Source organism: Micrococcaceae bacterium Sec5.1, assembly GCA_039636795.1.
Lineage (GTDB): Bacteria > Actinomycetota > Actinomycetes > Actinomycetales > Micrococcaceae > Arthrobacter.
The window spans coordinates 4,529,784-4,550,320 of record CP143430.1; the positions used below are offsets into that span (position 1 = coordinate 4,529,784).

Consider the following 20,537-nt stretch of genomic DNA (forward strand, 5'->3'; position numbering starts at 1 on the left):
CCCGGCGTGAACTGGGAAGAATCATGAGAAAGCGTTTTCTCAGAGCGTTATAAGCTTTGTATCAAGACTCTGGCGGTTCCGTCAACCATTGCCCCAACGCAGGGGCAGCACGCGGACTGCCAACCGGAAGGGGCAACATGGCACGGAGGAACACCAATCGGCGGGTTGGCATAGCCGATGTCGCGGAGAAAGCAGGCGTCTCGCACGCCACAGTGTCCCGCGTCATGAACGGTAACGCCGCCGTGGATCCCGGCATCGCCGCCCGCGTCAGGGCTGCAGCGGCCGAACTCAAATATCAGCCCAACCCCGTCGGACGAAGCCTGGCCTTGGGCAAGACCGACACCATCGGCATTGTTGTCCCGGACCTGGCCAACCCCACCTTCCAGGCCATTCTCCGCGGACTAAGCATTGCGGCAGCCCAGGACGGGTACCGCGTTCTGATCGCAGATTCCTCCGAAGTAACCAGCGAGGAAGCAATCCTTGCCGGAGAAGCCCGCCGCCGCTGCGATGGTGTGGTGCTTTGCGCACCCCGTATGGGCGATGCCGAACTCGAAGAGCTCGCACCCACCCTGCATCCACTGGTTCTGATCAACCGCACCACGGTGGCAACCAACACTCCAAGTCTCAGCGTGGACTACGGCCAAGGCATCCAGGAACTGGCACAGCACCTCGTGACCCTGGGTCACCGGCGTCTGGCCTTCCTCTCCGGACCGGAGCACAGCGCATCCAACCGCCAGCGCTTGGTGGGCCTGGAAAAATTCCGGAAAGAGCACCCGGAGACTGAACTCCAAATGCTCCACGGCGGGTCCAACTTCGACTCCGGACATGAATCCACCGAGGCCATCATCGCCAGTGGCGCAACGGGCATCCTGGCCTTCAATGACCTCGTCGCCATGGGTTTGCTCAGCGGCCTCCACGAGCGGGGAGTGCGGGTTCCGGAGGACATCTCGGTAACGGGGTTCGATGACATCCCGTTCGCCAAGTACACCACTCCCCCGCTGACCACGGCCGCCGTTCCCATCAATGAACTTGGGAGCCTGGCCTGGCGGCGGATGCGGGAACAGATCCAGCAAGCCGGAGAATCCACCACGCAAGCCCAGGATGAGTTCTCGCCGCGCATGGAAATCCGCAAGAGCACCGCGGCCCCGGCTCTCAAGCCCGCCTAGAAATGCAACGCGGGGTCACTTATGGCCCATCCGGAAGCCCAGCATGGGCCACAAGTGACCCCGCGTTGCTCTATTCCCCGGCAGGCTGCGAGCCCACTCCGGCTTCCTTGTAGAAACCCTGGATGTGGGCGGCCACAAGGTCTGCTGCCCGGCCGCCGTCGTTCGCGTTGACGGCTGCCAATATCGCGTGGTGTTCCGCCCGAAGCCTGCCCGAGGTGGCCTTCCAGTCAGGCAGGTTTCCGGTGAGTTTCCCGGCGTAGTTTTCAATGGCGCCACGCAATGACGCCATCATGGCACTGACCACGGTGTTCCCGGCAGCCTGTGCCAGTGCCACGTGGAACCGGGCGTCAAGCGCCAGGAACGTCTCAATATCCGGGCTGTTGTCCATTTGCTCGAGCAAGGCCGCAGCCTCGTCGAGCGCGGGGGCACCAACCTTTGCCCGCGCAGCCGCCCAGGATTCGAGCAACACCCTCGTCTCCACGATGTCGGCCACGGGAAGGTGTCGCGTTGCCACGTGGAGGCGGAGCGTCGAGCCCAGTGCCGAGCCGGGCTCGGCGATCACTACCGTTCCCGCGTCCTTGCCCGAACCAACTCCCGCGCGCACCACACCCATTGCTTCAAGGATCCGCACAGCTTCCCGCACGGATGTCCTGGATACCTGCAGCTGCTCGGCCATGGCCCGTTCTCCGGGGAGGCGTCCGCCGAGGGCGAGGTCGCCGTCGGATAGTTGCTTTTCTATCCACTGCAGGACTAGTTCGTGGGTACGCATACGGGAATACTAGTTGATGTGGTCCAACCACATGGCTTAGAGTGTGGTTAGACCACAGTGGTAGGACCACAGAATTTCAAGGGAGAACCGCATGACCGACACCCTCGATCCGAAGATCACAGCCGCTCCGGCCAATGCCGGCAGCGACGAGAACGTCAGCCGGCCGCCGCAGCCGACCCCCGCCGTCGTGCAACCTCCGGCACTGAAGCGACGCATACCCAAAGTGTCCGATCTGGCGCCTCTGATGCAGTTCAAGAAGCCGGAATTCAGCAAGGCCGCCCGTCTCAAGCGCGCCAGCACTATCTGGGAGCTGCGCGAGATCGCCAAGCGTCGCACGCCACAAGCACCCTTCGACTACACAGACGGGGCTGCGGAGGAAGAAATCACACTGCGCCGGGCACGGCAGGCGTTCCAGGACATCGAATTCCGCCCCGGGATCCTTCGTGATGTTTCCAGGATTGACCTTCGCACCGACATTTTGGGAAAGGAATCACGCCTCCCCTTCGGCATCGCGCCCACCGGATTCACCCGCATGATGCAGTCGGAGGGCGAATACGCTGGTTCGCAGGCCGCAGAAGCCGCGGGTATTCCCTACACGCTGTCCACCATGGGCACTGCTTCGATCGAGGACGTTGCTACAGCCGCTCCGAACGGCCGCAACTGGTTCCAGTTGTACCTGTGGACCGACCGCGACCGCTCTCTGGAGTTGATCGAGCGCGCCGCCAAAGCAGGCAACGATACCCTCATGGTGACCGTAGATACCGCTGTAGCGGGGGCTCGCCTGAGGGACGTCCGTAACGGCATGACCATCCCGCCGGCACTGACGCTCAAGACCGTCCTGGATGCGTCCTACCGACCCGCATGGTGGTTCAACTTCCTGACGCACGAGCCTCTGACCTTTGCGTCGCTGTCGCGCTACACCGGCACGGTGGCGGACCTCATCAACTCAATGTTCGATCCCACACTGACCTACGAGGACCTGGACTGGTTGCGTGAAACCTGGAAGGGCAAGCTCGTGGTCAAGGGCATCCAAACCGTTGAGGATGCCCGCAAGGTGGTGGACCACGGCGCTGATGGCATCGTCCTGTCCAACCATGGCGGCCGCCAACTGGACCGCGCACCCATCCCGTTCCACCTGCTTCCCGAGGTTACTTCGGCGCTGAAGGCTGACAACAGCAAGGCTGCCGTCATGCTGGACACCGGCATCATGAGCGGCGCCGACATCGTGGCAGCTCTCGCCTTGGGGGCACACTTTGCCTTGATCGGACGCGCTTACCTCTACGGACTCATGGCCGGCGGACGCGAAGGCGTGGACCGCACCATCCAGATCCTCGAGAAGGACATGACCCGGACCATGGCGCTGCTGGGCGTCAGCAAAGTCTCGGACCTGAACCCGGACCACGTGCGGCTCCTTCAGCACTAGCGCCCGCCCAAGTAAGTAGCAGATGAGGCCGTTATGAACGCTCATAACGGCCTCATCTGCTACCCAGTTGGGCAAGGACGGCGCTAGATCAGGCCTTGAGCCAGCATGGCGTCGGCTACCTTGACGAAGCCGCCGATGTTGGCGCCCACCACGTAGTTACCAGGCGAACCATACTCTTCGGCGGTTGCTGCGCAGCGGTCGTGGATGCCCACCATGATCTCCGTAAGCCGCTGTTCAGTGTGCTCGAACGACCACGAATCACGGCTGGCGTTCTGCTGCATTTCCAGTGCGGACGTAGCAACACCCCCGGCGTTGGCGGCTTTGCCCGGCCCGAACAGAATGCCGGCTTCCTGAAACACTGACACGGCCGACCGTGTGGAGGGCATGTTGGCCCCCTCGGCCACAGCGATCAGGCCGTTGCTGACCAACTTGGCGGCAGCATCGCCGTCGAGCTCGTTCTGGGTGGCGCAAGGCAGCGCGACCGTGCCGTTCACGTCCCACACCGAGCCACCCGCTACGTAATTGGATCCGGGCCGTCGAAGCGCGTATTCCGTCAGCCGGGCGCGCTCCACTTCCTTGATGTGACGCAAAAGCCCGACGTCGATCCCAGCCTCGTCCACGATGTAACCGGACGAGTCGGAACAGGCCACCACAGTTGCACCGAGCGACTGCGCTTTGGCAATCGCATTGATGGCTACATTTCCGGAACCGGACACCACAACACGTTGGCCGTCGAAGGAAGTGCCGCGGGTCTTGAGCATCTCCTGGGCAAAGATCACCGTGCCATAGCCCGTGGCTTCCGGCCGGACCAACGAGCCACCCCAGGAAATCCCTTTGCCGGTGAGGACCCCGGATTCGTAACGGTTGGTGATGCGCTTGTACTGGCCGAAAAGGAAGCCGATCTCGCGTCCACCAACGCCGATGTCGCCAGCAGGGACGTCCGTGTACTCGCCGATGTGGCGGTAGAGCTCAGTCATAAACGACTGGCAGAACCGCATGATCTCGGCATCCGAGCGTCCGCGCGGATCGAAGTCGGAGCCGCCCTTGCCGCCGCCGATCGGCATGCCTGTGAGGGCATTCTTGAAGATCTGCTCAAAGCCTAGAAACTTGACGATGCCCAGATAAACGGAGGGATGGAACCGTAGCCCACCTTTGTAGGGACCGAGCGCGGAGTTGAACTCCACCCGAAAACCGCGGTTTACGTGGACCCGGCCAACGTCGTCGGTCCACGGTACGCGGAAGATGATCTGCCGTTCGGGTTCACAGAGACGCTCCAGCACGGCGCCTTCCAGGAATTCGGGGTGCCGATCGTGAACCGGCCCCAGGCTTTCGAAGACCTCGGTGACAGCCTGGTGGAACTCCTTCTCGCCTGGATTCCGCGCCAACACGGTGTCCCTGACGGCTTCGAGCCTCGAATCCATGCGTCTTCCTATCCCTCAGTGCGCCGACCGGCGGCGAGACGATTCAGTCCCGCTCATGGTTGCACCAATGGATGTAGGATCTCCATCCGATGGGATTGTGACCTTCGGCCCGGAGTTAACACGACTGTAGAAAATCCGCGCAACCGCAAGGAAACCTGACCTTAACGAAACCTCACAAGGTGTCCAAGATCACGTTGGATTGCTTGAATATAGCGCACTAGCGCTTGCGACCGAACTTCGGGAGGTTGGGAAGGTTCGGGAGGTTAGCCAGCAGGTCCGCGGCTTTAGTGGCAGCGCGGCCAACAGTCCGGCCGATCTGCTGCGGGACGGTATCGTCCGATGCGAGTTCCAGCGAGACGGGCATCCCATCTGAGTGGACTTTCACGGCCTTGCTAACGGCGTCTGCACGAGTTTCGATGACATCCGGCACAGTGGGTTCCACAAGCGAAGCAGAAGCCACCGTTTGAGGAGCTGCTTCCACGGAAGGTCCGACGGCGGCAGCAGCCGAGGGTCCGACGTCGAACGTTTCCAGCCACGTGGCTACGCCCGCCAGCGGTTTCGGGTTCAGCGCGTAGTAGCGCTTCTGCCCCTGGGCGCGCATGCTGACGAGGTCAGCCTCACGGAGCACCTTCAGATGCTTGGAGATAGTGGGCTGGCTTGCAGCCAGTTCTTCCACCAATTCGCCTACAGCTTTATCCCCAGAGCGGAGTGAAACCAGGATGTCGCGCCTGGTTGCCTCAGCTATGACGGCAAATACGTCGTCAGTCACCATGCCTCCCACCCTAGCGACATATACGCCAAATGGCATCCCTGTTTCGCGCCGCGACGGCGCCGGATCGTTGACCCTATCAAGAGCCGATGCTAAAACGGACTCACGGTCCGTCCGGGCTCCCAGGCCCCGGCCGCCAAAAGCACGGGGTGCGGGCAATGACTGATTTCCTTCGGCGGCAAATCTTCAACATCATCGCCGGGGTGTTCCTTGCCGTATTCGTCTTCGTGTGGAGTGCGGTGCTCCTCCGGGTCGGCACCTGGGTTCCAACCGGTGGGTTGAGCGCCCCTGAGCTGAACGGAGCGTTGGTTACCGCGGCGGGAGTCCTCGCAACGTCCCTGAGTTCGCTTACGGCATCTGCACTCGGGTTCACTATCTCGGAGGTTAAGCGGGACAACACGAACGCTGGCGAATCCGGTCCCCTCGTCAGCCCGGCGGAGGTTGCCCTGCGTTTATCGGGACGGGTGATATTCGCGATCATGGTTTACATCACCATGGGCTTGCTGGTCCTGGTGCTATGGCTGTTCAAGGGCCAAGCGTCCACGGACCTCATCGGAGCCTTTGCGTTGTCTTTGCTGGGCTGGCTCGTGGGTGCTGCGGGCGTGGTCTTCCAGACGGAGAAGTCCGAGCCATAGCTGGCGAGTCAAGACCAGCTAATCGAACCAGGGATCCAACCCGTACAAAGGGAAGATCTCCTTGCGTGTGGCAATGACCGTGCGGTCCACCTCGTCCGCTGGGTCGTATCCAACTTCCCAAGAGCGCCACCAAACATCCACGTCGTCGCCCATCGACTCCGGAGCCCACACCCCGTAAGTTTCCCTGACATAGTTACGCCATGCTTCTGGCACGGGGGTGCTCAAGGGCACCGGCCGCTGTGTCACCATCCCGATCAGATGGCTCCAGGCACGTGGCACAACACCCGTAACGTCGTAGCCGCCCCCGCCTGTGGCGATCCAGCGGTTATCGCAGTACCTGGCGGCGAGGCTCGCCACGGCGCTGGCCGCCTCACGCTGCCCGTCCACGCTGAGGTTGAGGTGCGTCAATGGATCCAGGCGGTGCGAGTCGCAGCCATGCTGGCTGACAATCACCTCGGGATTGAAGGCGGCAACCAGCTGCGGTACCACCGCATGGAAGGCGCGAAGCCACGCGGCATCTCCGGTGAACGCCGGCAACGCGACGTTGACAACCGTGCCCTGCGCATCAGGGCCACCGGTTTCATTGGCAAAACCCGTTCCCGGAAAGAGGGTAAGACCGGACTCATGCAGGGAAATCGTCATGACGCGGGGGTCATTCCAAAAAATGCTTTGGGTTCCGTCGCCGTGGTGGGCGTCGACGTCGATGCTGACGACGCGCTGCACGCCGCCATCCAGCAGCCGTTGGATGGCAATCGCGACGTCGTTGTAGACGCAAAAACCGCTGGCGCGGTCACGTGCTGCATGGTGCATTCCGCCACTGAAATTCACGGCACGGACGGCGTTGCCGGACAGAATGGATTCCGCAGCGAGCAAAGAGCCACCGGCGAGCCGGGCGCTGGCCTCATGCATACCGGCGAACGCAGGATCATCCTCCGTCCCCAGACCACGCCCTTCCTCCGGCATGCCAGGATTCTCGCTCACCCGGCGGACGGCCTCCACATAGTCGGCGCTGTGCACCGAGCAAAGATCGACGTCGGTGGCCAGCTCCGGCGCCTCCACCGCCACATGGCTGTGGTTGAAAAGACCAAGGGATTCCGCGAGCCTCGCCGTTAACTCCAGGCGCTGCGGGGCCATAGGATGGCTGGGACCAAAGTTGTAAGCAGTCATGGCTGGATCCCACACCACCGTCGTTGGCAGTGCGGATCGCGTAATGCTGGAAGCAGTTGTTCCAAGCCTGGAGTTCATCCAGAACAGGCTACCTGAGGCCGCGCTGCACTACCGCCCGGTTACGCCGCAGGAATAGTGGTTTACTACTCAGGAAAGCATGTTCAACCGAGGAAGAACCCCATGTCTCAAAGCCAGTCGCGCTCCGTGAGCCCGGCCAACTGGCAACCCGGCCAGCAGGAACGTGAAGGTCTATGGATTTTCACGCGTGCGCGCGACTTCATCGACAACATCGCCAACACGTCCCCGGCCCGTTTGGCCTTGGTCGCTTTCGCCTCGGTGATCCTGCTCTTCACAGGCTTGTTGTCTTTGCCATTTTCCTCGGCGTCGGGCGAACCTACTCCTCTTCACCAGGCCATGTTCACGGCAGTTTCCAGTGTCTGTGTTACGGGCCTGACCGTGGTTTCCACCGCCACCCACTGGTCCTTCCTCGGCCAGCTCATTATTTTGGTGGGCATCTTTGTGGGCGGCCTTGGCACCCTGACCCTGGCTTCACTGTTGGCGCTCATGGTCAGCAAGCGGCTTGGTGTCCGCGGCAAGCTCATCGCCCAGGAAGCCATGAACAACGCCGGCAGGCTTGGTGAAGTGGGTACGCTGCTCCGCATCGTCATCGTGACCTCCGTGGTGATCGAAGGCGCGCTTGCCCTTGCGCTGATCCCCCGCTTCATGCTCCTCGGAGAGCCCTTCTGGCAGTCGGTTTGGCACGGGGTCTTCTACTCGATCTCGTCCTTCAACAATGCCGGATTTACGCCGCACTCGGACGGCATCGTCCCCTACGAGACCGACCTCTGGATCCTCGTTCCACTCATGCTGGGCGTGTTCCTCGGCAGCCTCGGCTTCCCCGTAGTGATGGTCCTCCAACAGAACGGCCTGAACTGGAAGAAGTGGAACCTCCACACCAAGATCACCATCCAGGTGTCCTTCATACTGCTGCTCGCCGGCACAGTCCTGTGGGCGCTCATGGAATGGGACAACGTGCGGACCATCGCGCACATGGACCTGGGTGACAAGCTCATCCATTCCCTCTTTGCTTCCGTGATGACGCGCTCAGGCGGATTCAACCTGGTGGACCAAAACCACATGGAATCCACCACCATGCTCCTCACCGATGCCCTCATGTTTGCCGGCGGCGGCTCGGCGTCCACGGCCGGCGGCATCAAGGTGACCACCATCGCCGTCATGTTCCTCGCCATCGTCGCCGAGGCCCGTGGCGATGCCGACGTGAAGGTCTACGGCCGAACGATTCCCCAAGGCACCATGCGGGTGGCGATTTCCGTGATCGTTGCCGGTGCCACCCTTGTCTCGGTCGCGGCATTCCTGCTGCTCTCCATCAGCGGCGCAACACTGGACAGAGTGCTCTTTGAAACCATCTCGGCCTTTGCCACCGTGGGACTGAGCACCAACCTCAGCGCCGAGCTGCCGCCGTCGGGCGTTTACGTCCTGACCGTACTCATGTTCGCAGGCCGTGTGGGCACCGTAACCCTCGCTGCCGGCCTGGCCCTGCGCCAGCGCAGCCAGCTGTACCACTACCCGGAAGAGAGGCCAATCATTGGCTAGTACCACAGGGGCGCCCAACCGTCCCGCCCACAACGCACCAGTGCTGGTCATTGGCCTTGGCCGGTTCGGGTCGGCCACAGCCGAGCAATTGGTCAAGCAAGGCCGGGAAGTCCTGGCGATTGAACGTGACCGCACCCTTGTCCAGAAATGGGCGCCCGTGCTCACCCACGTGGTGGAGGCCGACGCCACCAACATCGATGCCCTGCGCCAGCTGGGGGCCCAGGAGTTCAGCTCCGCCGTGGTAGGCGTGGGCACGTCCATCGAGTCCTCGGTACTCATCACTGTGAACCTGGTGGACCTGGGCATCCAACACCTCTGGGTTAAAGCGATCACCCCATCCCACGGCAAGATTCTCAGCCGGATCGGCGCAAACCACGTGATCTACCCGGAAGCCGACGCAGGGGTCCGTGCCGCGCACCTGGTCTCAGGGCGCATGCTGGACTTCATCGAGTTCGACGACGACTATGCGATCGTCAAGATGTATCCGCCCAAGGAAACTGTGGGCTTCACCCTGGAAGAATCCAAGGTGCGCTCCAAATACGGCGTGACGATCGTCGGCGTGAAGACTCCCGGCGAGGACTTCACGTATGCGCGGCCGGAAACCAAGGTGTCCGGCCACGACATGTTGATCGTGTCCGGACACGTTGACCTCCTGGAGCGCTTCGCAGCGCGACCGTAGGTGCGGTTGGTTGGGGATCAGCCCAACTGCTTGGTGATCTCCGCAGCCCGGGTAGCAGCTGCACGGGCTCCTTCGGCAATGATCCTGGGGATCCCGCCGTCGTCGAATGCTGCGATAGCCCGCTCGGTGGTTCCGTTGGGACTGGTTACGGCAACTCGAAGTGCAGTGGGGTCCGCACCCGGTTCCGCCAGCATGAAACCGGCGCCCGCCACCGTTTCGCGGGCCAGCATGACCGACAGTTCGGCGTCCAACCCCAGCTCAACACCCGCAGCGGCCATGGCCTCAGCCAAATAGAACGCGTAGGCGGGGCCGGATCCACTGATGGCGGACAAAGCGTCCACTTGTTCCTCGGGCACCTCCACAACCTTGCCGGCACCTGCCAGCGCTGCCTTCACCTTCTCCAGCTGTTCGGGCGTGCAGTGCGTTCCGGGCGAGACGGATACGACGCCGCGCCCCAGCTTTGCGGGTGTGTTCGGCATGGTGCGGATCACCGGCTGCCCCTCTGGAAGGGCGGCCTCAAGCTGTGCGATGGAGACCGCAGCTGCCACGCTTACAACAACGGTGTCCTTCGCGAGTGCCGGGCTGATTTCCCGGGCAAGGTCTGTAATGCCAATTGGTTTGACGCCAAGGATGACTATGCCGGAACCTTTGCTTGCAAGCTTGTTGTTGTCCGGCTCTTCCTCGCCGGCGATCGCCATAACGCCGTACCGCTGCGCAAGCTCTTCTGCACGCTCGGCACGTCGGACAGTGGCGACGACATCAGATGGGTCAGTTCCGGCGGCAAGGAGACCGGCCAGAATTGCCTCGTTCATGGATCCACAGCCAAGGAATGCGATTCGGTTGCTCATTGCACCATCATGGCAGTTTGCCCATGGAGGGGTCGAACGCTGTCCGGATTCCCAGCTTGTTCCCAAGAATATTGCAGGCAGCACCCAACCTTGGTCCGTAACTTAGTAGTTACCTCATTGAGGGTGCGAGTGATGAGGCGGGCATGGGGATGTCCGCCAACAGCACCGGTGGCCGGGGCGGGTTTTCCCCCATTTCCCGATTCGGCCGCCGGTGCTTTCGCTTTTAATTGCGTTGGCTACTAATTATCGTGTGAGCGCACCAGCGGGATGCTGAGGTGCTGCCGCGCGAAACGAAGCGTCTCCGCCAACATTTCTTCGCGCTCGCCCGCCACCTTGGCCTTGCGGGTTGAAATCTCCGCCACTACAACACCATTGAAGCCGTTGGACGCAAGGTGTTGCAGGGCATCGGCACACTGCTGTGTCCCTGTGCCCGGCACCAAGTGCTCGTCTTTTCCCGAACCCGAACCATCCGTGAGGTGAACGTGGCGGAGCTTGCTGCCCAGTGCCTGGATTGCTTCCAAACTGTTCGCCCCCGCAGTTGCCGCATGCGAGAAGTCCCAGGTGACGTCGTCGTAATCCTGTCCCAACGGATCCCAGTGCGGAAGGTAGGCAACAGCCTCCCGTCCGCGGACGCGCCACGGGTACATGTTCTCCACCGCGATGTGCACTTGGTACATCGCCGCGATCTCCCGAACACCCGCGGCGAAGTTCTCGGCATAGTTCGACTGCCAGCGGAATGGCGGATGGACCACCACGGTGTCGCAGCCAACTTCCCTGGCCATCTGGCACGACTTCTCGATCTTGTTCCAGGCAGCTCCCCAGACTTGCTGGGTGAGCAGCAAAGTGGGCGCGTGAATAGAGACGATCTCTTGGTGGTAGCGATGGCTCAGCTGGATGAGTGCGTCAGGATTCTGGCTCACGGCGTTGTTGGTGACCATGACCTCAACGCCTTCATAGCCAAGGTCCTGGGCAACCGCGAAAGCATCATGGACGCTCAGCGGATAAACGGAGGCACTGGACAGCGCCACCGGGATGTGGCGGTTATTTGCAAAGGGCTCGACGTCGGTACTCATCTCAGGAAGCCAGCCCGCCTGCAGCAGGTGCCGGGATTGGTGCAGGGGCAGGGTTGTTCACTGGCATTGTGTTCAGCGGCACCGGGAACTCCTCAAAGCTGGGCTGGGGCTCGTCGTTGTCCGTCGTCTTGTCGCCTTCCTTGACTGCTTTTTTCTTGGACTTGTCCTTCTTGCGCTTCCCGACGTGTGGGGCGGGATCCACTGCGTCCTCGAAGACCAACTGGTCCAGGCGGCGAAGGATCAGCCCTTCACGCAGAGCCCACGGACAAATTTCCATTTTAGGGAATTCGAAGAGTTCCAACGCGGCTTCTGCAACCAGAGCCCCGGCCAGCAACTGGCGGGCGCGCGCATCTGAAACGCCGGGGAGGTACAACCGGTCCTCGACCTTCATGGCGGATATGCGCTGGGCCCACAAGCCAAGATCGGCGGCGTGGAGTTCCCGTTTTACATAAGGACCGGCTCCGCTGGGGGCAGCACCGGCGATCCGGGCAAGGGAGCGGAACGTCTTGGAGGTCCCTGCCACCAGGTTGGCGCGGCCGAGCTCGTGAAAGTTGCGGACAACAGGTTTGAGCGTAGAGCGGATGTACCGCCTCAACTCCTTGACGCTCTTCGCGCTGGGTGGATCTTCGTGGAGCCAATCCCGCGTCAGCCTGCTGGCTCCCAAGGGAACGGATGTAGCGAATTCCGGGAGTTCGTCCGTGCCATACGCCATTTCGAAGGATCCACCGCCAATGTCCAGATCCAGAATCGGGCCGGCGCCCCAGCCGTACCAACGACGAACGGCAAAGAAGGTCATCGACGCTTCTTCGCTGCCAGTGAGCTCCTGGAGAGTCACCGTGGTCTCGTGTTTGACCCGGGCCAGGACCTCGGCTCCGTTGGTTGCCTCACGGATCGCCGAGGTACAAAACGCGAGCAAATCCTCAGCCTTGTGGCGCGCTGCGAATTCCCACGCCTCCAGGACGAACTCAATCAGCTCAGTCTGTCCGGCGTCGTTGATGTTGCCATCACCGTCGAGGTATTGCACCAGGGAAAGTGGCCGTTTGTGGGAGGCAAAAGCCACTGGGCGGGCGCCGGGATGGGCATCCACGAGCAGCAGGTGGACGGTGTTTGAACCGATATCGAGAACGCCAAGACGCATTCTGCCATTATTCACCGATTCGAGGCCGGGGAAGCAACTTGGCGTCCACGTTTCGCTGGCAGGCGGACGTCCCGTGACCAGGATGCCAGCTATTCCGTTGGCTCCCCTGCTTCGTCTGCCCGTTTGAAGTCGCGGCGGATGTTGGCGATCCCTTCAGGATCGATTTCGAAGCCATATTCGCTTCCAGGGTTAATGACCATGCCCAGTTCGTCGCCGATGTTGCCAAGGATCGCTGAACCCATGGTCCCCAGAATGTGCGGAGCGGCTTCCAGGAAACGCTCGTCCACGCGGCTCGGGTGGCTGAACACCGCCAGAACGGGCTGTCCGTCGGCGTTCGAAAGGACCAACGGCTCTACTGCAGAATCCGGTCCGTCCACTGCTTCGGAACTGATGAGGTAGACCTCGTTGTTCAGGAAAGCAAGGATGACGTCCACCGGGTTGGCGTCCGGCTGTTCAGCCAAGGCGAGCTTCGCTTCGAGGTCGTTCAAGGGTCCGTTGTCCGGTGAAGCCGTCTGTTCAGTCATGCTTCTACTCGACCACGATGCCGTCCGGGACGCAATTCGCTTGCTTCCCGGACGGCAACCTGTCTTGTTGCTGCTTTACTTTTTGGCTGTTGCCTTCTTGGCTGGCGCCTTGCGGGTAGTGGTCCGCTTGACGGGGCCCTTGGCCCGCTTCTCGGCAAGAAGTTCGACGGCGCGTTCCCGGGTCAGTTCCTCAAGGGAGGTTGAGCGCGGGACCGTGATGTTCGTAACGCCGTCAGTGATGTACGGACCGAAACGGCCCTCCTTCACCACGATGTTCTTCTCCGACACGGGATCCGGGCCGAACTCGGCCAGCGGCGCCACGGCGGCCCGTGCACCACGCTGTTTGGGCTGCGAGTAGATCTCCAAGGCCTGTTCCAGGGTGATGGTGAAGATCTCTTCTTCCGATCCGATGGAACGGGAGTCCGTGCCCTTCTTCAGGTAAGGTCCGAACCGGCCGTTCTGGACGGTGATGACATTTCCTTCAGCGTCCTCGCCAAGCACCCGGGGCAGGCTCATCAGCTGCAGGGCCTCATCCAGGGTGACGCTGTCCACGGTCATGGACTTGAACAGCGAACCTGTGCGTGGCTTGGCTTTCACAGGCTTCTTTGGAGGCTTGGGCTTGCCGTTCTTGTAATACTCAACAGGCTGGTTTGCCAGTTGTTCCTCGGTCATCTCGGGGATGATCTCGGTGACATAGGCGCCGTAACGGCCGTTCTTGGCAACCACGGTATGGCCGGTGTGTGGATCGGTTCCCAGGACACGTTCCTCGGGAGCAGCAGTTTCCATGAGCTCGATTGCCTTGGCGGCTGTCAACTCATCCGGTGCGAGTTCCTCCGGGACGTTGGCCCGAGCGGACTCCACCACTTCACCGGTCTTCTCATCAACGGTGGGGATGCTGCTTTCCAGGTACGGGCCGAACTTACCCACACGCAGGGTGATGCCTTCGGCAATGGGCACGGAGTTGATCTCCCGGGCGTCAATTTCGCCGAGGTTGTTCACGATGCTCAACAGCCCGGGATCAGCGTCTTCACCATAGTAGAAGTGCTTCAGCCATGCTGCGCCCACGGCTTGGCCGTTGGCGATCTTGTCCAGATCGCCTTCCATGTCGGCGGTGAACTCGTAGTCGACATAATCCGTGAAGTGCTGCTCCAGCAAACGAATCACCGAGAAAGCGATCCAGCTGGGAACCAGGGCAGAACCTTGTTTGCGGACATAACCGCGATCCTGGATGGTGGAAATCGTGGAGGCATAGGTCGATGGACGGCCGATGCCCTTCTTTTCCAGCTCAGCAGTCAGCGACGCTTCCGTGTACCGCGGAGGCGGTGAAGTCTCGTGCCCCACGGCCACGATGTCCGAGGCCGTCAGGGAGTCATCCTTGGCCACGTTGGGCAGGCGGCGCGCTTCATCGGAGTCGTCATCTCCGCGGCTCTCGTCCTTGCCTTCCTCGTAAGCGGCGAGGAAGCCGGGGAAGGTGATGACGGTACCCGAGGCCGAGAATTCAGCGTCTCGTCCGTCAGCTGCTACGGCACCCAGCCGGATGGTGGCTGTGGAGCCCTTGGCATCGGCCATCTGGGATGCGACCGTGCGCTTCCAGATGAGCTCGTACAACCGGAATTCGTCGCCGCTGAGCTGCTTGGCCACCTGGGCGGGAGTGCGGAACGAGTCACCTGCGGGGCGGATGGCCTCGTGGGCCTCTTGCGCATTTGCAGCTTTGTTGGCGTACACGCGGGGGCTTTGGGGCACGTACTCGGGGCCGTAGAGCTCCGCAGCCTGGCGGCGGGCTGCTGTGACAGCTTCATCGCTCAAGGCAGAGGAGTCCGTACGCATATAAGTGATGTAGCCGTTTTCGTACAGGCGCTGGGCGACCTGCATGGTGCTCTTCGAGGAGAAGCGGAGCTTTCGGCCGGCTTCCTGCTGCAGCGTGGAGGTGGTGAACGGTGCGGCAGGGCGCCGGGTGTACGGCTTGGTGTCTACCGAACGAACGCGGAAATCGGCGTTCTGCAGACCTGCGGCCAATGACGTTGCGAGTTCCTCGTTGAGGTGAACCACGTTGGAGGATGTGAGCTGGCCGTTGTCGTTAAAGTCACGACCACTGGCCACCTTGGAACCGTCCACTGCGGCAAGCTTAGCGTTGAACGAGCCCGAGTCGGCTCCGAACTGGCCCGTCAGGTCCCAGTAGGAGGCGGCCCGGAAGGCCATACGTTCGCGTTCACGGTCGACCACCATGCGGGTAACCACGGACTGCACGCGTCCCGCGGAGAGTCCCCTGGCAACCTTGCGCCACAGAACCGGTGAGATTTCATAGCCGTAGAGCCGGTCCAGGATACGCCGGGTTTCCTGGGCATCAACCAGTGCGGTGTCGACGTCGCGCAGGTTATCCATGGCACGGTGAATCGCTTCCTTGGTGATTTCACCAAAGGTCATGCGATACACGGGAACTTTGGGTTTAAGGACCTCAAGGAGGTGCCACGCGATGGCTTCGCCCTCGCGGTCCCCATCGGTTGCGAGATAGAGCGCGTCAGCGTCTTTCAGCTGGGCCTTGAGTTCGGCGACCTTCTTCTTCTTATCCGGGGATACGACGTAGTACGGCTTGAAGTCGTTTTCGATGTCGACGGCGAACTTGCCCAGCGAGGTCTTCTTCAGTTCTGCAGGGAGGTCCGATGGCTGCGGGAGATCCCGGATATGGCCGATGGAAGCCTCGACGATGAAGCCCTCGCCAAGATACTTGGCGATGGTCTTGCTCTTGGCCGGAGACTCCACGATCACGAGTTTCTTGCCGGTTTTTGCCTTGCTGGGCACGGTGCTCCTACAGAAAAAATGTGTAATTGGGCTGGTGCCCATATTGGCCTAGTTCACCATAGATTGCAGAATCCTGCGTTCTGGCGTGGAAATCCGGGGGGCTGGCCGGACCCCTAGTGCCCAGGTGCCATGCGGTCATCCGGGATCATTGACCACAGAGTAGCAACACGCTCGGCACCTTGCGGAATCCGGGTTGGGTCTTCGAGTTCGTACTCCCGCAGGACCTCCCGGATCCGCTCAGAAAGCTCCTTGCGCTGTTGGTTGGTTAAGTACAGCAAATTGCTCGCCAGCACCACCGACGCCGGTTCTTCCGCCGCTTCGCCACGCTGCCGGCGCTCCCCGCGGGCCTTGGCAAAAGCTGATGCCCTTCGCCGGAAGGCGTCCAGCTCAAGATCGACCACTGCGATCTCCGGGCTGGCCGCGCTGCCGCCTGAAATTCGGAAATCAGTTCCAGCAGCCTTCCACCGGCGTTCCCTTGCATCGCCGGCATTTTCGGCCGGGGCTACGATCCCCCATTTTTGCAGTGCGCGAAGGTGGTAGCTCATGGCACTTGGGGTCAGGCCGGTACGGGCCGCGAGCTCAGTAGCCGTGTGGCTTACCTGCGTGGCGTAGAGCTCGGAGATGACTTCGAGACGGGCAGCGTGCGCCAAGGCGCGGATGGCCTTGGGATCGGTTATCTCAACCGTTTTCTCGGCCCTCTTGCGCCGGGGGGTATCGCCTGACGCCTGGGATGTCTCGTTGTTCGCAATCACTTCCTCAGTGTAATCACGGTCACTTGCCGCGGGCTTGGTGCGGAGTGGCCGCGGCGGCCGTGCACTGTTCATGCGGACGCCTCCGGCACGTCGGGAAGGAGGAAGCCATCCAGGACGAGATTCCGCACTTCGGCAAGAAGCCCTTCGCGGAAGGATCCTGAATCGAAGTCGTCTGTGCCTCCCAGGAGTGCTTCCAAGGCGCCGACAATCTGCCGTACGGATAATTCGCCATCACAAGCAGAAACAAAGCCCGCCAGCTCTGTGCTGAGCAGGTTTGTCCGACGAAGGCCAGCCCCCTGCCGGAGGAGGATCACGCCTGGATGCACAGCCCCAGGACGCTGATGGCGCTCTTCGGTGACGTCCTCGGCCACTACAAGGTGTACTTCCGGCAAACTGCTGGCTGCAAGCCAGTCGGCGCGCTCCACGGCCGCGCCGAGGTGGGGTCCGATGGGTTGCTCAATGGGGTAGGTAATTTCCTCAAACCGGCTGAAGCGTACTTCGTCTGAACTTTGTGGGCGGCGTAGCCAAATCATGCCAAAGCCGATTCCTTCGACATCCCTCGATCCGAAGTCCTCGAGGTACGCGGCGTACGACTCCTGGTAGTGGCTGCGGTCCCGGTTCTCCGAGGCGTCCTGCAGCCACGTCTCGGCGTACTGCTCCGGGTTCAACTGCTCACGTTGAATGAACCAAACATCCAAACCCGAATCTTGGAGCCATGTGGAAGGCCGGTCATGCCACTGGGTCCCTTCGGGGATCTCCCAGTTGCCAAGCATCTGGGCTGTGCCGCCGGGTTCAAGGACATCGGCCAACGTTCGCACCAACGATGCGACGATCTCGTCACCGGGTAGGCCACCGTCCCGGTACGTAAATTGGTCAGCCGAGGACTCGCCTGTGCTGCGCGGAGTAATGACAAACGGCGGATTAGAGACGACGAGGCCGAAGCGCTCCCCTGCCACGGGTTCCAGGAGCGAGCCCAGGCGCAGGCTCACGCGCGCTTCCAGGTTGTTTGGATCCAGGTCCAGTTCCGCAGCGTTGAGGACCAGATTGAAACGGGTGAAGGCGAGCGCCCTCTCGGAAATGTCGGTTGCCGTGACGTGTTCGCAGTGATGCAACAAGTGGAACGTCTGGATGCCGCAGCCTGTCCCGAGATCCAGCGCACGATGCGTGTGCTGCCTGATGGTTGTTTGCACAAGGGTTGTTGATGCCCGCCCTATCCCCAGCACATGATCGTGCCTCAGGACCCCTGCTTGTTGGTGGGCAGCGAGATCGCTGGCCACCCAAAGCTCCGCTCCCCCGCTGCCATCTTCATTGGCCTCCCAGCCGTAGGGGCGTAGATCCACCTTGGCCGTGGCAACGCCGGCCTCCAGGGTCACAAGTCCGAGCCGGGCGAGGCCTTGGGCACCGATGGTGGGGAGCGCAAAGTCAACATCGGACTGGGGCTGTGGGACAGCAAGCAACCACAGCCGCACTATGACGGACAGCGCACGGGTGGTTTCCACGCCGCTCTTGGACAAGCGTTCGCTCACCAACAACGCTGGAATGATCTGGTCCCTGTTCAGTGCGGCATAGGCGGATTCCCCCAGAAGCTCCGCCACGCCGTCGACCGTGTATGAGATGGCGCGAAGGTCAGAGGCGAGCGACACCAGGAGCTCCGGGTGGTCGCTGCGTGGGGCGTCGTCAGTGTTGCCAACCGTAAATATTTCGGGGGTTTGAGTCACATTGCAAGTCTATGGGGGCTGCTTCATGGCAGGCGTTCGTGGTTTGGGCTATGTGGACAAAACCTTGCTGTGGGACCCGGTAGCGTGGAAGCATGCTCAACCTCTCCTCCACAAGGCGCCGCGCAGGCCTTGTTGTCATTGCTGCGGGGACGCTGCTGGCGGCCACAGCCTGCCAGGGTCCGGTCAGCGTCGAACATGCCGACGTACCGGCATGGAAAGACAAGATTCTTCCCACAGCCAGCACCGTGACGTTGGAGGATTCCGGCAAGATCCTGAACCGCGACCCCTTCGTTAAGGACTCACCCAGCGTTCCCGCGGGGAATTACACACTCATGATGGCTTGTGATGGAGGAGGGAAGGTGTTCTTCGCCGTCTCATCCGGTGGAAAGCAAATTGCCGATGCGGGAGCCGCCTGCAACGGCAGCCTTGAAATGGTGAAGATCAAAGTCCCCGCCACTGCCGCTCTTAGTATCTCCACGAGCAGTGTGGATGCCCCGCTGATCTTTGCGTACCAGCTGGTACCCAGCGCTAATTAAACCCCTTCCGCAGCCCTATGGCGGGCCTCCGGGCAAGCGTAAAGTCACCATATGGGCAGCAAGGTGGCTGGCTCGGTTATGTCCAGACGGCTGGCAAGTGCCGCCGTCGGACTCTTGCTCGTGCTGTGTAGCGCGCTGTCGGCGTGCGAGTACACCTATGACGACGGCGGGCGTGCCGATTCCAGCCCCACAGACACTACCGGCAGCAATGTCGTGCTTCCTCCCGACCCAGCCTTGGAGCAAACCGTTACGGGTGAGGCCCTGAAAGAGTGGGCCAAAGCGGCCTTGCCGGAATCGCAGGGGCAATCGTTCTATTCCAGCAGCGGATTCCTGAACTCCGGCGAGTCCAGAACTGAACAGACCGTGCAGTTGCCCGGCGGAACGTATGCCGTGACACTGGCATGCCGAGGCACTCGACGCGTTTCATTCGCAGTCAGCGTGGGCGAGACGGCTTTGGTTGACCTGACCTTGGGATGCGCCAATGCCCGGGTGAGCGTGGTGCAGTTGGAAAAGGACGCCATCCTGGCCATCACTGTGGGTGCCAGATCCGACGCGAATTTCGCTTACCGGGTCAGCAGGCTCTGATTGAGTTGCGCCTCAGGCGACTTCACAGCCTCCGGGGCAGCGAAGGGTTTCAGGACTTGAGGCACATTCTGCACAGTAAAGGGTCAGTGTCCGGCAGCTCAGGTTGGAACAATTCTCGAACTTGTTGGTGGGCGCGGCGCAGCGGACGCACTCTCCGATGGTCTTTGCTTCGTCGCTGAACTCTACGTGCATGCGTTTGTCGAAAACATAGAGCGAGCCCTCCCAGAGGCCCTTGTCCTTGAAGGTTTCGCCGTAGCGAACGATCCCGCCGTCGAGCTGGTAAACCTCTTTGAAACCACGGTTGACCATCAGGCTGGAGAGCACCTCGCAGCGGATGCCGCCCGTGCAGTAAGTGACAATGGGCTTGTCCTTGAGGGCGTCATACTTGCCGGATTCCAGTTCCGTGATGAAGTCATGTGTAGTGGCGACGTCCGGAACGATGGCGTCCTTGAACTTGCCGATCTGCGCCTCGAAGGCATTGCGGCCATCGAAGAACACCACCTCTTCCCCGTCCGCTTTCTTTGCGTCCACCAGGGAATGAAGTTCTTCAGGCTGGAGATGCTTGCCTCCGCCCACCACGCCCTTTTCGTCGACCTTCAGTTCCCCGGGAGCCCCGAAGGAAACTATCTCGTCGCGGACCTTAACGCTGAGGCGGGGGAAATCGGCGGCCCCGCCCTCGGACCACTTGAAGTCGATGTCGTGGAAGCCCTTGTATTCGCGGGTGGTTTTCACGTATTGCTTCATGTTGTTGAGCTCGCCGCCAACTGTGGCGTTAATACCGTCCTTGGAGATCAGGATCCGGCCGGTGAGGCCCAATTTCTCGCAGAGGGCACGCTGCCACAGACGCACGGCGTCGGGGTCGGCGATCGGGGTAAAGCCATAGAAAAGTACGATCCGGTTTAAAGCCACTATTAAAGGGTA

At 61.5% G+C, this 20,537-nt stretch carries 20 protein-coding genes; 8 read left to right on the forward strand and 12 right to left on the reverse strand.

Translation table 11 applies throughout. From position 1 onward, the window contains the following. Positions 1-137: 137 nt before the first annotated feature. Positions 138-1,166: a LacI family DNA-binding transcriptional regulator gene (locus VUN82_20645; protein ID XAS71467.1), complete on the forward strand. Its 1,029-nt coding sequence runs from the start codon at positions 138-140 to the stop codon at positions 1,164-1,166. 70 nt (positions 1,167-1,236) lie between these two features. Here VUN82_20645 and VUN82_20650 read toward each other — a convergent pair whose 3' ends face one another. Continuing rightward, positions 1,237-1,935 carry an FCD domain-containing protein gene (locus tag VUN82_20650; protein XAS71468.1) on the reverse strand — a complete coding sequence of 233 codons (699 nt, stop codon included), beginning with the start codon at positions 1,933-1,935 and terminating at the stop codon, positions 1,237-1,239. A 91-nt stretch (positions 1,936-2,026) separates the two neighbouring features. Between VUN82_20650 and VUN82_20655 the strand changes: the two genes are divergently transcribed. After that, a complete protein-coding gene (locus VUN82_20655; protein ID XAS71469.1) occupies positions 2,027-3,358 on the forward strand; it encodes an alpha-hydroxy acid oxidase in 1,332 nt (443 codons plus the stop codon). A gap of 83 nt (positions 3,359-3,441) precedes the next feature. On the opposite strand, the gene gdhA is transcribed toward VUN82_20655, so the two are convergent. Both gdhA and VUN82_20665 read right to left on the reverse strand, forming a co-directional pair. Next, entirely contained in the window at positions 3,442-4,779 is a 1,338-nt protein-coding gene (gene gdhA, locus VUN82_20660; protein ID XAS71470.1) for an NADP-specific glutamate dehydrogenase, read from the reverse strand. 217 nt (positions 4,780-4,996) lie between these two features. Continuing rightward, positions 4,997-5,551 carry a metalloregulator ArsR/SmtB family transcription factor gene (locus VUN82_20665; GenBank protein XAS71471.1) on the reverse strand — a complete coding sequence of 185 codons (555 nt, stop codon included), beginning with the start codon at positions 5,549-5,551 and terminating at the stop codon, positions 4,997-4,999. Between the two features lie 155 nt (positions 5,552-5,706). Here VUN82_20665 and VUN82_20670 point away from each other — a divergent pair, with 155 nt between their 5' ends. After that, positions 5,707-6,183 (forward strand): hypothetical protein, encoded by a 477-nt coding sequence (locus VUN82_20670; protein XAS71472.1) that lies wholly within the window; start codon positions 5,707-5,709, stop codon positions 6,181-6,183. Positions 6,184-6,201: 18 nt separating this feature from the next. Here VUN82_20670 and VUN82_20675 read toward each other — a convergent pair whose 3' ends face one another. After that, positions 6,202-7,350, reverse strand: a complete 1,149-nt coding sequence (locus tag VUN82_20675; protein XAS71473.1) for an acetoin utilization protein AcuC — start codon at positions 7,348-7,350, stop codon at positions 6,202-6,204. Between VUN82_20675 and VUN82_20680 the strand changes: the two genes are divergently transcribed. The 3 genes from VUN82_20680 to VUN82_20690 are packed head-to-tail and all read left to right on the forward strand — an operon-like array spanning position 7,349 to position 9,643. After that, entirely contained in the window at positions 7,349-7,486 is a 138-nt protein-coding gene (locus VUN82_20680) for a hypothetical protein (GenBank protein XAS71474.1), read from the forward strand. The two genes, VUN82_20675 and VUN82_20680, sit on opposite strands and share 2 nt — an antisense overlap. 44 nt (positions 7,487-7,530) lie before the next feature. Then, entirely contained in the window at positions 7,531-8,964 is a 1,434-nt protein-coding gene (locus tag VUN82_20685) for a potassium transporter TrkG (GenBank protein XAS71475.1), read from the forward strand. Then, a complete protein-coding gene (locus VUN82_20690; GenBank protein XAS71476.1) occupies positions 8,957-9,643 on the forward strand; it encodes a TrkA family potassium uptake protein in 687 nt (228 codons plus the stop codon). Before VUN82_20685 ends, VUN82_20690 begins: the two co-directional genes overlap by 8 nt. A gap of 17 nt (positions 9,644-9,660) precedes the next feature. On the opposite strand, the gene proC is transcribed toward VUN82_20690, so the two are convergent. The 7 genes from proC to VUN82_20725 all read right to left on the reverse strand — a co-directional run bounded on the left by proC (position 9,661) and on the right by VUN82_20725 (position 18,495). Next, entirely contained in the window at positions 9,661-10,491 is an 831-nt protein-coding gene (gene proC / locus VUN82_20695) for a pyrroline-5-carboxylate reductase (GenBank protein ID XAS71477.1), read from the reverse strand. A 239-nt stretch (positions 10,492-10,730) separates the two neighbouring features. Then, the gene (locus VUN82_20700; GenBank protein ID XAS71478.1) at positions 10,731-11,564 is read right to left on the reverse strand and encodes a sugar phosphate isomerase/epimerase; all 834 of its coding nucleotides are present in this window, start codon (positions 11,562-11,564) and stop codon (positions 10,731-10,733) included. A gap of 1 nt (position 11,565) precedes the next feature. Continuing rightward, the gene (locus VUN82_20705; protein ID XAS71479.1) at positions 11,566-12,702 is read right to left on the reverse strand and encodes a Ppx/GppA phosphatase family protein; all 1,137 of its coding nucleotides are present in this window, start codon (positions 12,700-12,702) and stop codon (positions 11,566-11,568) included. Positions 12,703-12,791: 89 nt separating this feature from the next. Continuing rightward, the gene (locus VUN82_20710; protein XAS71480.1) at positions 12,792-13,226 is read right to left on the reverse strand and encodes an SseB family protein; all 435 of its coding nucleotides are present in this window, start codon (positions 13,224-13,226) and stop codon (positions 12,792-12,794) included. Between the two features lie 75 nt (positions 13,227-13,301). Further along, positions 13,302-16,025 carry a type I DNA topoisomerase gene (topA, locus tag VUN82_20715; GenBank protein ID XAS71481.1) on the reverse strand — a complete coding sequence of 908 codons (2,724 nt, stop codon included), beginning with the start codon at positions 16,023-16,025 and terminating at the stop codon, positions 13,302-13,304. A gap of 113 nt (positions 16,026-16,138) precedes the next feature. Further along, positions 16,139-16,849, reverse strand: a complete 711-nt coding sequence (locus VUN82_20720) for a helix-turn-helix domain-containing protein (protein ID XAS71482.1) — start codon at positions 16,847-16,849, stop codon at positions 16,139-16,141. After that, on the reverse strand, positions 16,846-18,495 hold the full coding sequence (locus tag VUN82_20725) for a methyltransferase (protein XAS71483.1): 1,650 nt from the start codon (positions 18,493-18,495) through the stop codon (positions 16,846-16,848). Before VUN82_20725 ends, VUN82_20720 begins: the two co-directional genes overlap by 4 nt. Before the next feature lie 92 nt (positions 18,496-18,587). Between VUN82_20725 and VUN82_20730 the strand changes: the two genes are divergently transcribed. Both VUN82_20730 and VUN82_20735 read left to right on the forward strand, forming a co-directional pair. After that, complete coding sequence (locus tag VUN82_20730) at positions 18,588-19,031, forward strand: hypothetical protein (protein XAS71484.1); 444 nt, start codon at positions 18,588-18,590, stop codon at positions 19,029-19,031. A 51-nt stretch (positions 19,032-19,082) separates the two neighbouring features. Beyond that, positions 19,083-19,616, forward strand: a complete 534-nt coding sequence (locus VUN82_20735; GenBank protein XAS71485.1) for a DUF6023 family protein — start codon at positions 19,083-19,085, stop codon at positions 19,614-19,616. A gap of 12 nt (positions 19,617-19,628) precedes the next feature. On the opposite strand, the gene VUN82_20740 is transcribed toward VUN82_20735, so the two are convergent. After that, positions 19,629-20,525 carry a rhodanese-related sulfurtransferase gene (locus tag VUN82_20740; GenBank protein ID XAS71486.1) on the reverse strand — a complete coding sequence of 299 codons (897 nt, stop codon included), beginning with the start codon at positions 20,523-20,525 and terminating at the stop codon, positions 19,629-19,631. Between the last annotated feature and the right edge of the window lie 12 nt (positions 20,526-20,537).